Raw genomic sequence first — 12,989 nt, 5'->3', positions numbered from 1 at the left:
CTTGACTATCTTTCCGTTTTTATTTTTTCACTTAAGTAGTTTCCGTGATCATCAATAAGAGTAACTTTGTAATGATTAACGACAGCAGTGGTGATGACCTTTTTATCTGACCACGGAGCAAGTAATACTGTCTCGCTGTTTATTTTTGAATTACCCACTAGTTCAGGAATAGTAATCCAGTTGGCAGAATTATTTTTGATATTAATGCCACCGCTGATATCTCTGACGCTTAAGCGAGAAAAGCTTTTTTCATCTACACCGGCGATACCCTGCGGGCGATATATAAATTTGATGCGATTCTGCATAGCAAATTTAATCATGTTCTTGCCTTCTGATTCCGCAGAATTAGGAGGAATATCTAACACATTCAGGAAAAAAAGACTTTCACGATCTTCCGGTAGCGTATTTGCCAATTGCTTAATTTTCAGTTGTTGACCAGAGCCTCCGCTGACCTTTGCCACCGGAGGGCTCATTACAAATGGCACGTGGATTTTTTCGGGTGGCAGACTGGTATCTCCGTCATCTATCCAGGATTGAACCAGCGAGCTGCGACTGCCTTCATTCATTAATTGCACGGTAATTTCTTTTTTCTGTGCCGGATAAATGACACGGGTGCCGTAAATGTATATGCCGCCCCACGCAGGCATTACTGTACCGGCCAGTAAAAACACGAGTATTTTTTTCATTATAATTATCCTTACTGCGGAAATAATCGGCGGCCAGAGCCGCCGACAAACAGGATAGTCATCTTAATCAGTAACAACAGTCATCGTCAGCGAAGAGGCCACATCACCAGCGGAGACATCGGCAGAACCAATTTTTGCGTAGCGTGCGCTAAAGTTCAGAGTATATTTATTGTCCGCAGTTTTAGTTAACTCAATACCTGTATCGGGGTTAACCTGTTTAGTAAAATCATCACCATAGTAAACGGTGAAGCCAGCACCATTATTTGCTGCGGTATTTCGTGTAATATATTTATTATTGCTGTCAAATTGAGAACTGGAGAAAGTAATTTTTGGTGCTTTACTTCCTGTACATTCAACCGTCAATGGCACGGTGGTTTTATTTGAGTATCCTTCATAAACACCACCAGCACTTAAGGCATTTAATCTGTCAGCACCAATTTGGTTCATACCAATGGTCGCAGTGGCATCCCCTGTAAATTTACAAGTGGTCCCTACTACCTTACCAGTAATAATCAGTTCACCCTGATCAGAATCAGCAGCAAAAGCCCCAGCGCTCATAACTACAGCGGACAGAACAGCAGCGGAAATAATTGAACGTTTCATCGTATATTCCTTAATGAATTAACTTCTATTGGTTAAGAGGACTTAACCCGTGAAATTAAATTCGCACACCAGAAACGTTACCGCAATGTAAACGCGTTGTTTTATTGATTTAAAACAAATTGCAAAGCGCAATATAATAGAAACAAATCAGTCGATTTTTTTATTCTTTTAAATTAATAAATTTACGAGATTAACTGTCGGAATGGAATTCTTCAGAGAAATGATCAGCCACGTATTATTCACAATAATAATGCATGGCTGATAAAAGACGTTTAATCGTAACGCGTCATCACTATTTGTCGTGTAGCGTCACCGGTGATAGTAACAATTTCAGTTACCGCACCTTTTGTTGGATTGGAAACACCCGCTCTGACGTTTGAAAAGGAAATGGCATTGCCACAGCGTTGCTGCACTTCGTTATTTACAACATCAGTGCTACAGGTGGGTTCAGTTACCCGACCATTGATATTCAGGGTGGCAGTATCTGTGGCGAAAGCAGAAGCGCTCATTCCATAAGCCAAAGTAATAACTCCCAAGAATAAATTTTTTTTCATTACGTTCATTATTCCTGTATCGGTTGGGAAACAGCACACAAGCCGTCTTTCCAGTAGATTATGGATTAACTGCCTCGCTAAGGCTAATTGAGATTGTAGATTAATTCGACCAATTTGATCAATTTAAATGATGCATTGAGGGTATTTATTCAGAAAAAGACATGAATTATACAGTCCGGATAAATAATTGAGTGAGATTTTTCATCCAATATATTCACCGCATCAATGCATTATTGATACGGTGAATATTTTTAACGCTATTAATTACACCGCGCGGAAGGCAATTTCACCCGGGATCACTTCCCCTTGCCAGTAGAGCTGGGCAGCGACACGTCCTGCAAGGTCGCGGTAAATGGCGGTAAATTCGCTGTCAGGACGGCTGATGACCGTCGGCGTACCACGATCCAGGTCTTCACGCAGAGAAATATGCAGCGGCATCTGTCCCAGCAGTTGGGTGTGATACTGCTCAGCCAGTTTCTGCGCGCCACCGGTGCCGAAGATTGGCTCGTGATGACCGCAGTTGCTGCAAATATGCATACTCATATTCTCAACAATACCCAGCACTGGCACTTCGACTTTTTCGAACATCACGATGCCTTTTTTCGCATCGATCAGCGCGATGTCCTGCGGAGTGGTCACCACAACAGCCCCCGTGACCGGAATGTTTTGCGCCAGCGTCAACTGGATATCACCCGTACCCGGCGGCATATCCAGTACCAGGTAATCAAGATCCGGCCATAAGGTTTCTTGCAGCATCTGCAGCAGGGCTTTGCTGGCCATCGGGCCGCGCCACACCATCGCATTATCGTCAGTAACCAGATAACCAATAGAGTTTGTCGCCAGGCCGTGAGACATGATCGGCGCCATATGGGTACCGTCTGGAGAGGTTGGACGCTGGTTTTCCGCACCGAGCATCGTCGGGATTGACGGGCCATAAATATCGGCGTCCAGTATCCCTACCTTAGCCCCTTCCGCAGCCAGCGCCAGCGCCAGGTTCACGGCAGTAGAGGATTTACCCACGCCACCTTTACCCGAACTGACGGCGATGATGTTTTTTACACCATTAATGCCCGGCTGGTTTTTCACGCGTTTCAGCGTCGCAATGTTATGCGACAGTTTCCAGTCGATCGCTTTCGCACCAGTAATACGCAGCAGATCGGCGCTACATTGCTCTTTTAAGTCCTCAAACGCGCTCTGCCAGACAAACGGCATGACCAGCTCAACGTGCAACGTGTCATCCATCCAGGCGACGTGATGCAACGCTTTAAGCGTCGTCAGATTATGCTTCAGGGTTGAATGCTGAAAATTCGCCAGCGTCCCGGCAACCATCGCGCGCAGGGTCTCTGGTGATTTGGCCTGGGATTGTGCGTTCATCCCGACTCCTTTTTGTTGTTCTGAAAATACAATAGTCACCAGGTAGTTTACTCCAACCGCAACAATTATTCATTTACGGATAAATGCCCTTATCGCTTGGCGCAGTAATTACCATTTTGGTACTATCAAAGCCCTTTTCACTACAAAAGAAGTAATTGCCCACTATGACTCAAGTCGCGAAGAAAATTCTGGTAACGTGCGCGCTGCCGTACGCCAACGGCTCTATCCACCTCGGCCATATGCTGGAGCACATCCAGGCTGATGTCTGGGTCCGTTACCAGCGAATGCGCGGCCACCAGGTTAACTTCATCTGCGCGGACGACGCACACGGTACGCCAATCATGCTGAAAGCACAGCAGCTTGGGATCACGCCAGAGCAGATGATCGGTGAAATGAGTCAGGAGCATCAGACTGATTTTGCGGGTTTTGACATCAGCTATGACAACTACCACTCTACGCACAGCGAAGAGAACCGTGAGCTGTCTGAGCTGATTTATACGCGCCTGAAGGAGAACGGTTTTATTAAGAACCGTACTATCTCCCAGCTTTACGATCCGGAAAAAGGCATGTTCCTGCCGGACCGTTTCGTTAAAGGCACCTGCCCGAAATGTAAATCTCCGGATCAGTACGGCGATAACTGTGAAGTCTGCGGCGCAACCTACAGCCCGACCGAACTTATCGAGCCGAAATCCGTCGTTTCTGGCGCGACGCCGGTAATGCGCGACTCCGAACACTTCTTCTTTGACCTGCCGTCATTCAGCGAGATGCTACAGGCCTGGACACGCAGCGGCGCGTTGCAGGAGCAGGTCGCCAACAAAATGCAGGAATGGTTCGAATCCGGCCTGCAGCAGTGGGATATTTCCCGCGATGCCCCATACTTCGGTTTTGAAATCCCGGATGCGCCAGGCAAGTACTTCTATGTCTGGCTGGATGCACCAATTGGCTATATGGGTTCGTTCAAAAACCTGTGCGATAAGCGCGGCGACACGACCAGTTTTGATGAGTATTGGAAGAAAGATTCCGACGCTGAGTTGTATCACTTCATCGGTAAAGACATCGTCTACTTCCATAGCCTGTTCTGGCCGGCGATGCTGGAAGGCAGCAACTTCCGTAAGCCGACCAACCTGTTCGTACACGGTTATGTGACGGTAAACGGTGCGAAGATGTCCAAATCTCGCGGTACCTTCATTAAGGCCAGCACCTGGCTGAAGCACTTTGACGCCGACAGCCTGCGCTACTACTACACAGCGAAGCTTTCTTCACGCATTGATGACATCGACCTGAACCTGGAGGACTTCGTTCAGCGTGTAAACGCCGATATCGTCAACAAAGTAGTCAACCTGGCATCACGTAACGCAGGCTTTATCAGCAAGCGTTTTGACGGCGTACTGGCGGCTGAACTGGCCGACCCGGCGTTGTATAAAACCTTCACTGACGCTGCTGCGGTGATTGGCGAAGCATGGGAAAGCCGTGAATTTGGTAAAGCTATCCGTGAAATCATGGCGCTGGCCGATGTGGCAAACCGCTACGTTGACGAACAGGCTCCGTGGGTCGTTGCTAAACAGGAAGGCCGCGATGCCGACCTGCAGGCGATCTGCTCCATGGGTATCAACCTGTTCCGCGTCCTGATGACTTACCTGAAACCGGTTCTGCCAACGCTTGCTGAACATGTAGAAGCTTTCCTGAACAGCGAGCTGAGCTGGGATGCCATTAAGCAACCGCTGCTCGGTCACAAGGTCAACACCTTTAAGGCGCTCTACAATCGCATCGACATGAAACAAGTTGAAGCACTGGTGGAAGCGTCGAAAGAAGAAGTGAAGGCCGCTGCCGCACCGGTAACCGGCCCGCTGGCGGATGACCCGATTCAGGAAACCATTACCTTTGACGATTTCGCCAAAGTTGACCTGCGCGTGGCATTGATTGAAAACGCCGAGTTTGTGGAAGGTTCTGACAAACTGCTGCGTCTGACGCTGGATCTCGGTGGCGAGAAGCGTAACGTCTTCTCTGGTATTCGTTCTGCCTATCCGGATCCGCAGACCCTGGTTGGACGTCAGACAATTATGGTTGCTAACCTGGCACCTCGTAAGATGCGCTTCGGCATTTCTGAAGGGATGGTCATGGCGGCAGGTCCTGGCGGGAAAGATATCTTCCTGTTAAGCCCGGACGAAGGCGCAAAACCTGGCCAACAGGTGAAATAAATCAGACATCTCGAGCGCTGCAACTGCAGCGCTTTTTTTGCTGAGTGATTTACCTTTAATCTTAAACACACTCCCCCACTCCATTTTCGGACTGCTTAGCCATCGCTATTAGATTTATTCTATACTGCTCTGCTATTAAGGCCGCCCGGCCCTCATATTCATTGGCGTTATTATTTAGCATTCGATATTCATAAAATGGAGTTTTACATGACAGCGTTACAAAAATTAGTTTCTCTCGCCGTGGCATCGGTTGTGGTTTTTTCCCTGGCGGGTTGTGGTGATAAAGAAGAAACGAAAACATTCAATGCCAATCTTAACGGTTCGGATATCACCGTCTCTTACACCTATAAAGGTGACAAAGTTCTGAAACAAAGCTCCGAAAGTAAAATCAGCTATGCGTCTGTCGGCGCCAGCAATAAAGAGGAAGCCGCAAAAGTATTCGATGCGTTAAGCGCCAAATATCAAAATATTGCAGGCGTAGAAGAAAAGCTCACCTATACAGATACCTACGCACAGGAAAATGTCACTATTGATATGGAAAAAGTCGATATAAAAGCGTTGCAGGCAATTTCCGGGATGAAGCTTTCTGAGAAAGCCGATAAAAATATCAGCATGAAGCAAATGCAAACGGTAATGGAATCGGCGGGTTTTAAAGAAGTGAAATAACACCCTGGCGACCCGATATTCATCGCGGTCGCCAGCGTCGTTTTACGCTTTCGTTTTGTGCACTCGCGACGTCAAACCCCGCAGGAAGTAACGCAGAAACTGATCGCCGCATTCGCGATAGTTCTTATGATCCGGCGCGCGCATCATGGCGGTAATTTCAGGCATCGACACACGAAACTTCTGCTCGGTCATAATGGCAAGAATATCATCGGTTTTCAGCGAAAAGGCGATACGCAGCTTTTTCAGCACAGTGTTGTTGTTAACACGACGCTCAAGCGCCAGTTCCGGCGCAGACTCGTCTTTACCACGCAGATGATAAATCAGACCGTTTAAAAATCCGGAGAGAATGATATCCGGGCAGCGAATAAACCCGGCTTCATCTTCTTTTGTCATCCAGGTATCAAAACCTGCGGAGGTGGATTCCATGTCAGCAAGCGCAAGAATACGCACCATGTCGTTATTGTTCGCTTTCAGGGTGTAGCGCAGGCTACGAAGAATATCGTTACTTAGCATAGAGCCTTCAACTGTCGGTGATGCAATGGCGCGCAGTGTATCAGTTTTACAGTCCAATCGCCTCTTTTAGGCTTTTAAGATAACGGCGACTTACCGGAACTGTCAGCCCGTTGCGTAAAATCAGTTCGGCCTGACCGTTTTCTTCCAGACGGATCTCCCGCAATTGCGCCATATTCACCAGATATTGCCGATGGCAGCGCAGCAAAGGTGTACGGCTTTCCAGCGTTCTGAGCGTCAGTTCGGTGAAACCTTCTTTACCATCGCTGCTGGTCACATACACGCCGCTCATGCGGCTGCTGATAAACGCCACGTCATCCATTTGCAGCAGATAGATTCGGCTGTGGCCGCTGCACGGAATAAACTTCAGCGCCTGCTGATTCTCCGGCAGTAGCGATACATCCTGCTTCGTGCGCTCCTGACGCAAACGGCTCAGCGTTTTTTCCAGTCGCGCCTCTTCAATCGGTTTGAGAAGATAATCAAACGCGTGTTCTTCAAAAGCTTTCACCGCATATTCATCAAAGGCAGTAAGGAAAACAATATACGGACGATGCTCAGGATCAAGCATGCCAACCATTTCCAGACCGCTGATACGCGGCATCTGAATATCAAGGAACAGGACATCCGGACGCAGTTTATGTACCGCGCCGATGGCTTCCACCGCATTCGAACATTCGCCGACGATCTCGATGTCGCTTTGCGCCTGCAACAGGATCCGCAGATTCTCCCGCGCTAACGGTTCGTCATCGACAATCAGCACTTTGATCATGCCAGTTCCTCCAGAGGAAGTCGTAAAGTGATTCGGGTAAAGCGGTCAGGTTCACACGCTACGCTGATGCCAAAATCGTCGCCAAACCGCTCGCGCAGTCGTTTATCAACCAGATTCATACCCAATCCGCTGGCCTCAGACGTTGGCTGATACAACCCGGCGTTATCTTCAATATCCAGCATCAGATACTGCCCTTCACGGCGGGCGGTAATCGACACTTCGCCGGTATCCAGTAGCTGAGAGGTACCGTGCTTAATGGCATTCTCCACAATAGGTTGTAGGGTAAAGGCAGGTAATTGCTGATACGAAAGCGCATCTGGCACCGTCAAAGTCACCTGCAGGCGCGACTGAAATCGCGCCTTTTCAATTTGCAGATAGGCATTAACGTGCTCAATTTCATCAGCCAGCGTCACAATCTCCGACGGACGTTTTAAGTTTTTGCGAAAGAACGTCGACAGATACTGCACCAGTTGGCTGGCCTGCTCGCTATCACGTCGGATCACGGCTTTGATGGTGTTGAGCGCATTAAACAAAAAATGGGGGTTCACCTGTGCATGCAGGAGTTTGATTTCCGACTGCGTGAGCATCGCTTTTTGCCGCTCATACTGCCCGGCCAGAATCTGCGCCGAAAGCAACTGGGCGATCCCTTCCCCCAGCGTGCGGTTGATCGAGCTAAAGAGGCGGTTTTTGGCTTCATACAGTTTGATGGTCCCCATCACCCGCTGGTTTTCCCCCCGCAAAGGGATCACCAGCGTCGAGCCTAATTTGCATTGCGGGTGCAAAGAACAGCGGTAAGGGACTTCATTCCCATCGGCATACACCACCTCTCCGGTTTCTATCGCCCGTTGGGTGTACGACGACGAAATAGGTTTTCCGGGTAGATGGTGATCGTCACCAATGCCGGTAAATGCCAGCAGCTTCTCGCGGTCGGTAATTGCCACAGCACCGATATCCAGCTCTTCATACAGCACCTGAGCGACCTTCATGCTGTTAACCTCGTTAAACCCCTGGCGCAAAATACCCTCCGTTGAGGCGGCAACTTTGAGCGCAGTGGCGGAAAAAGCAGAGGTATATTTTTCAAACATCGCCCGTTTATCGAGCAAAATACGCATAAATAAGGCTGCACCCACGGTATTCGTCACCATCATCGGCGCGGCGATATTACTGACCAGCCGAAACGCATCGTCAAACGGCCGGGCGATTAACAAGATGATCAGCATCTGCACCAGTTCGGCGACAAAAGTAATGGCACCCGCGGTCAGTGGGCTAAAGACTTTATCGGTACGGCCACGACGGGTGAGCACGCTGTGCACCAGCCCGCCGAGCAAACCTTCCACAATGGTCGAAATCATGCAACTGAGCGCCGTCATTCCGCCCATTGAATAGCGATGTAAGCCACCGGTTAGACCGACCAAACCGCCGACCACCGGGCCGCCAAGCAGCCCACCCATCACCGCGCCGATAGCACGGGTATTAGCAATAGAATCATCAATGTGCAGCCCGAAATAGGTGCCCAAAATGCAGAAAATGGAAAAGGTAACGTAGCAAAGCAGCTTGTGCGGGAGCCGGATCGTGACCTGCATCAGCGGGATAAACAAACGCGTTTTGCTCATGAGCCACGCGATAACGAGAAACACACACATCTGCTGAAGCAGCAGCAACACCAGATTAAACTCGTACATACCTGCCAACCACACATCACTTAAAAGCGCGTAACATACATGGGCTGCGCGTAACTTTCTTTGAAGTGTTGCAAAAAAAAAGGAATTTGTGAGAACGATCACTCGAAAGCGCGAGCATGACTACAAATTCACCCATTTGTTGATCAAAAAACAGACAAAACTACCTGGTTCGCAAAAGAGCGTCTAAAGTAAAACTGGGACCTCGCGAGCATAAGTGAGACGACGATGGCGCTTTACACAATAGGTGAAGTGGCTTTGCTTTGTGATATCAACCCTGTCACTTTACGCGCGTGGCAGAGGCGTTACGGATTACTGAAACCGCAGCGAACAGACGGCGGGCATCGCCTGTTTAACGACGCGGATATCGACCGGATCCGTGAGATAAAACGCTGGATAAATAACGGCGTTCAGGTCAGTAAGGTAAAAATGTTGCTCAGTAATGAGAACATTGATGTGCATAACGGCTGGCGCGAACAGCAAGAGACGCTGTTGAGCTATTTGCAAAGTAATAATCTGCATAGCCTCAGGATGTGGATCAAAGAGCGCGGTCAGGATTATCCCGCACAAACGCTCAACACCCATTTGTTCATTCCGTTACGCCGCCGCCTGCAATGTCAGCAGCCGATCCTGCAGGCGTTACTGGGGATCCTCGACGGTGTCCTCATCAACTACATCGCGATTTGTCTGGCCTCGGCGCGCAAGAAACAGGGTAAAGATGCCCTGGTTGTCGGCTGGAACATTCATGATACCACCCGCTTATGGCTGGAGGGTTGGGTTGCCAGCCAGCAGGGATGGCGCGTTGACGTCCTCGCCCACTCGCTAAACCAATTGCGACCGGAATTGTTTGAAGGGCGAACCTTACTGGTCTGGTGCGGCGAAAGCCAAACGCCCGCTCAGCAGCAACAACTGAACGAATGGCGCGCGTTAGGTCACGATATTTATCCGCTCGGTATTTAAAGCCAACCAGGATCGGCTCTTAATATTCTGTTAACAAACGTGTACAATCCTTAGATTCACATAAGGAGTGCATAATGAGCGCAGCTAAAATCGGTGTCATCACCCTCTTCCTGCTGATGGCCATCGGCGGTATCGGCGGCGTCATGCTGGCAGGCTACACATTCATTTTACGTGCCGGGTAAGGTGGCTCGCTAATCGCTCAAACCCGCGGTCAACTATCACCGCAGCCAGCGCGACCAGCAGCGCCCCCTGAATCACATAGGCGGTATTGAACCCGCTCAGCCCGATGATAATCGGCGTGCCCAACGTGTTCGCCCCGACGGTTGAGGCTATCGTAGCGGTGCCGATATTAATAATCACCGACGTGCGAATTCCCGCCAGAATAACCGGTGCCGCCAGCGGCAACTCCACTTTCCGCAGCCGCTGGCCCTGACTCATGCCCATTCCGCTGGCGATATCCATCACGCTGGGAGAAATTCCGCCGAGTCCCGCCAGAGTTGCCTGCAAAATTGGTAACACGCCATACAAAATCAGCGCGATAATCGCGGGTTCAAGCCCAAACCCCATCACCGGTACGGCGATCGCCAGCACGGCGACCGGAGGAAATGTCTGCCCCACGGCGGCAATCGTTTCCACCATCGGCCTGAATTCCGCGCCCCAGGGCCGGGTTACCGCTATTCCCGCGCCGGTGCCAATGATGACGGCAATAAGGCTTGAAATCCCCACCAACGCAAAATGGCTCAACGCCAGCGCCGTAAAACTTTCCTGCTGATACACGGGACGCGGCAGCGCCGGAAATAGCGAACTAAACAGGGCCTGACTGTGAGGCAACCCCACCAACAGGATCAGAAACAGCGCAACAAGCCATAGCAATGGATCAGCAAGACGTTTCACGGGTCGGCGTCTCCGAAAGCAAATCGCGAAAATGAAGCGTCCCGCAGGGTAACCCCTGCGGCGTCACGACCGGCAAGACGTCGCAGCCACGCGCCACGAACACCGACAATGCATCACGTAGCGTCATCTCATCCACCAGCGGCTCGCCGTCTGAGTGTTCACCGCGACGGATAAAATCCCCTACCGTACGCAGCGACAACAGCCTTACGCCCAGTTCACTGCGGCCAAAAAAAGTTTGCACGAAATCATTCGCTGGCGCAGTGAGCATCGACAGCGGCGTGCCTTGCTTCACAACTTTTCCCGCATCCATCAAAATCAGATGCTCCGCCAGTCTCAGCGCCTCGTCGATATCATGCGTCACCAGCACAATGGTACGTCCCAATAAACGGTGGATACGCGTCATCTCCTGCTGCAGCGCGCCGCGGGTGACCGGGTCCAGCGCGCCAAAAGGCTCATCCATCAGTAGCACCTGCGGATCTGCCGCCAACGCTCGCGCAACCCCAACCCTCTGCTGTTGTCCGCCGGAAAGCTGATGCGGATAACGGTGACGCAAACTCGCCTCGAGGCCCAGCAGCGCCATTAGTTCATCTGTTCGGTCATCAATACGTGAACGTGACCACTTTTGCAGCTGCGGTACGGTGGCAATATTCTGCGCGACGGTCCAGTGGGGAAATAAACCAATAGACTGAATCGCGTACCCCATGCGCCGTCGTAACTCCAGCACTGGCAGGCTGCGGATCTCCTCCCCGGCAAAACGGATCTGCCCGCTGTCATGTTCAACCAGCCGGTTGATCATCTTTAGCGTGGTAGACTTGCCCGAACCTGACGTGCCAATTAATACCGAAAAGCTGCCTTCTCCTAACTGCAGGTTAAGGTCGTCGACGGCTTTTTGCTGGCCATAGGTTTTACTGACATGGCGAAATTCAATCATTATTCGATACCTTTAGCAGCGCGATCCCTAAATCAAACAGCGCATCAATCAACACAGCCAGCACAACGACCGGGATCACGCCCAACAGCACTAAATCAACGGCGCTACTGAGCAATCCCTGAAAGACCAGCGCGCCAAATCCCCCTGCACCAATCAGCGCGGCTATCACCGCCATCCCCACCGTCTGGACCATCACCACTCGCAAACTGCGCAAGAAGACCGGCAGCGCCAGTGGAAACTGCACCGAGATAAACCGCTGACGCGCGCTCATCCCCATCGCCCGGGCGCTTTCAAGTACATCGCGTGGAACCTGATTCAACCCGGCCACTACGCCGCGAACCAGCGGTAAGAGCGCATACAGCACCAACGCAATAAGTGCAGGCGTCAGACCGGTTCCCGCTACGCCAAGCGAACCCAGCAAGGGAAAGTGCTTCACCAGTCCGGCAAGCGGCGCAATTAACAGGCCAAACAGCGCGACGGAGGGAATAGTCTGGATGATGTTCAGTACCGCGAATACCGGCCCCTGACGGGAGACAGAAAATGTACACCAGACGCCCAGCGGCACGCCAATGAGCAGCGCGGGCACCACGGTAGCGAACAGAATCGTCAGATGCTGCGCCAGCGCGTCGTTAAAGACATCCTGGCGATTGGCATATTCTTTAAGCAGAGAAAGATCGTTAAACGTACCGGAGAGCAGTAACACAAGCGGCAAAATGAATATTTGTGCGTGCAATAACCAACGCCACGACGCCCGTTCGGTGATGCGACGAATGGCGTCACTGGCTGCCAGCAGCATCAGTCCCAGCCCTAACCAGAACCCGCTGCCCAGGCTGGTTCTGGCCAGCGGGCTACCCGTCTGAGCCAGATACGTTGCCGTTGTGCCGGCGATGACCAGCGCCGCAATCACCAACAGTTGGCTAACAATAAGCGTCAATATATTGCCGGATTTTCCCGGTACAAAGCACAGAAGAAACAGCAGCACACAGGCCGCCGCTAATCCCCACGCCATGTCGGGTTGGATATCCCAGAGTTGACGACCTTCACCGGAAACCAGGCGATTGGGAGCATAGCTGATGAAAGGAAGCGCTGCCGCCGCGATGGTAAGAAACACCAGCAGCAACAGCACCCGATTTACTGAAATATTCGACAAAACACCCACCTGCTG

At 50.8% G+C, this 12,989-nt stretch carries 14 protein-coding genes; 4 read left to right on the top strand and 10 right to left on the bottom strand.

Translation table 11 applies throughout. The features are described from left to right. Positions 1–5: 5 nt before the first annotated feature. The 4 genes from HV352_RS08400 to apbC all read right to left on the bottom strand — a co-directional run bounded on the left by HV352_RS08400 (position 6) and on the right by apbC (position 3,217). On the bottom strand, positions 6–686 hold the full coding sequence (locus HV352_RS08400) for a fimbrial assembly chaperone (RefSeq protein WP_049041084.1): 681 nt from the start codon (positions 684–686) through the stop codon (positions 6–8). A gap of 63 nt (positions 687–749) precedes the next feature. Then, the gene (yehD, locus tag HV352_RS08395; RefSeq protein ID WP_181635341.1) at positions 750–1,289 is read right to left on the bottom strand and encodes a fimbrial protein YehD; all 540 of its coding nucleotides are present in this window, start codon (positions 1,287–1,289) and stop codon (positions 750–752) included. 272 nt (positions 1,290–1,561) lie between these two features. Continuing rightward, positions 1,562–1,843 carry a DUF2574 family protein gene (locus HV352_RS08390; RefSeq protein WP_181635340.1) on the bottom strand — a complete coding sequence of 94 codons (282 nt, stop codon included), beginning with the start codon at positions 1,841–1,843 and terminating at the stop codon, positions 1,562–1,564. Between the two features lie 264 nt (positions 1,844–2,107). Next, complete coding sequence (gene apbC, locus HV352_RS08385; protein WP_016153686.1) at positions 2,108–3,217, bottom strand: iron-sulfur cluster carrier protein ApbC; 1,110 nt, start codon at positions 3,215–3,217, stop codon at positions 2,108–2,110. Between the two features lie 164 nt (positions 3,218–3,381). Between apbC and metG the strand changes: the two genes are divergently transcribed. Together metG and HV352_RS08375 are read left to right on the top strand one after the other, a co-directional pair. Further along, on the top strand, positions 3,382–5,415 hold the full coding sequence (gene metG, locus HV352_RS08380; RefSeq protein ID WP_181635339.1) for a methionine--tRNA ligase: 2,034 nt from the start codon (positions 3,382–3,384) through the stop codon (positions 5,413–5,415). Positions 5,416–5,622: 207 nt separating this feature from the next. Next, positions 5,623–6,081, top strand: a complete 459-nt coding sequence (locus HV352_RS08375) for a YehR family lipoprotein (RefSeq protein WP_016156964.1) — start codon at positions 5,623–5,625, stop codon at positions 6,079–6,081. 42 nt (positions 6,082–6,123) lie between these two features. Here the strand turns inward: HV352_RS08375 and HV352_RS08370 are convergent, their stop codons facing one another. The 3 genes from HV352_RS08370 to HV352_RS08360 are packed head-to-tail and all read right to left on the bottom strand — an operon-like array spanning position 6,124 to position 9,042. After that, the gene (locus tag HV352_RS08370) at positions 6,124–6,594 is read right to left on the bottom strand and encodes a DUF1456 family protein (protein ID WP_016156965.1); all 471 of its coding nucleotides are present in this window, start codon (positions 6,592–6,594) and stop codon (positions 6,124–6,126) included. A gap of 46 nt (positions 6,595–6,640) precedes the next feature. Further along, positions 6,641–7,360, bottom strand: coding sequence for a two-component system response regulator BtsR (btsR, locus tag HV352_RS08365; RefSeq protein WP_016153690.1), 720 nt, complete (start codon positions 7,358–7,360; stop codon positions 6,641–6,643). Further along, entirely contained in the window at positions 7,357–9,042 is a 1,686-nt protein-coding gene (locus tag HV352_RS08360) for a sensor histidine kinase (protein ID WP_016153691.1), read from the bottom strand. The genes btsR and HV352_RS08360 overlap by 4 nt, the downstream gene beginning before the upstream one ends. Positions 9,043–9,267: 225 nt before the next feature. Between HV352_RS08360 and mlrA the strand changes: the two genes are divergently transcribed. Beyond that, the gene (gene mlrA / locus HV352_RS08355; RefSeq protein WP_016153692.1) at positions 9,268–9,999 is read left to right on the top strand and encodes an HTH-type transcriptional regulator MlrA; all 732 of its coding nucleotides are present in this window, start codon (positions 9,268–9,270) and stop codon (positions 9,997–9,999) included. A 74-nt stretch (positions 10,000–10,073) separates the two neighbouring features. Further along, positions 10,074–10,181 (top strand): protein YohO, encoded by a 108-nt coding sequence (locus HV352_RS08350; protein ID WP_003027354.1) that lies wholly within the window; start codon positions 10,074–10,076, stop codon positions 10,179–10,181. Here the strand turns inward: HV352_RS08350 and HV352_RS08345 are convergent. The 3 genes from HV352_RS08345 to HV352_RS08335 are packed head-to-tail and all read right to left on the bottom strand — an operon-like array spanning position 10,162 to position 12,983. Beyond that, on the bottom strand, positions 10,162–10,893 hold the full coding sequence (locus HV352_RS08345) for an ABC transporter permease (protein WP_016156966.1): 732 nt from the start codon (positions 10,891–10,893) through the stop codon (positions 10,162–10,164). The genes HV352_RS08350 and HV352_RS08345 overlap by 20 nt on opposite strands. After that, entirely contained in the window at positions 10,877–11,824 is a 948-nt protein-coding gene (locus tag HV352_RS08340) for an ABC transporter ATP-binding protein (protein ID WP_016153694.1), read from the bottom strand. The genes HV352_RS08345 and HV352_RS08340 overlap by 17 nt, the downstream gene beginning before the upstream one ends. After that, the gene (locus HV352_RS08335; RefSeq protein WP_016153695.1) at positions 11,817–12,983 is read right to left on the bottom strand and encodes an ABC transporter permease; all 1,167 of its coding nucleotides are present in this window, start codon (positions 12,981–12,983) and stop codon (positions 11,817–11,819) included. Before HV352_RS08335 ends, HV352_RS08340 begins: the two co-directional genes overlap by 8 nt. Positions 12,984–12,989: the final 6 nt, after the last annotated feature.

The sequence above is a fragment of the Citrobacter sp. RHBSTW-01044 genome (assembly GCF_013781945.1).
In the GTDB taxonomy this organism is placed as follows: Bacteria; Pseudomonadota; Gammaproteobacteria; order Enterobacterales; family Enterobacteriaceae; genus Citrobacter; species Citrobacter braakii.
Note: the sequence above shows the minus strand (reverse complement) of the source record. Positions and strands in the feature narration are given on the sequence as shown.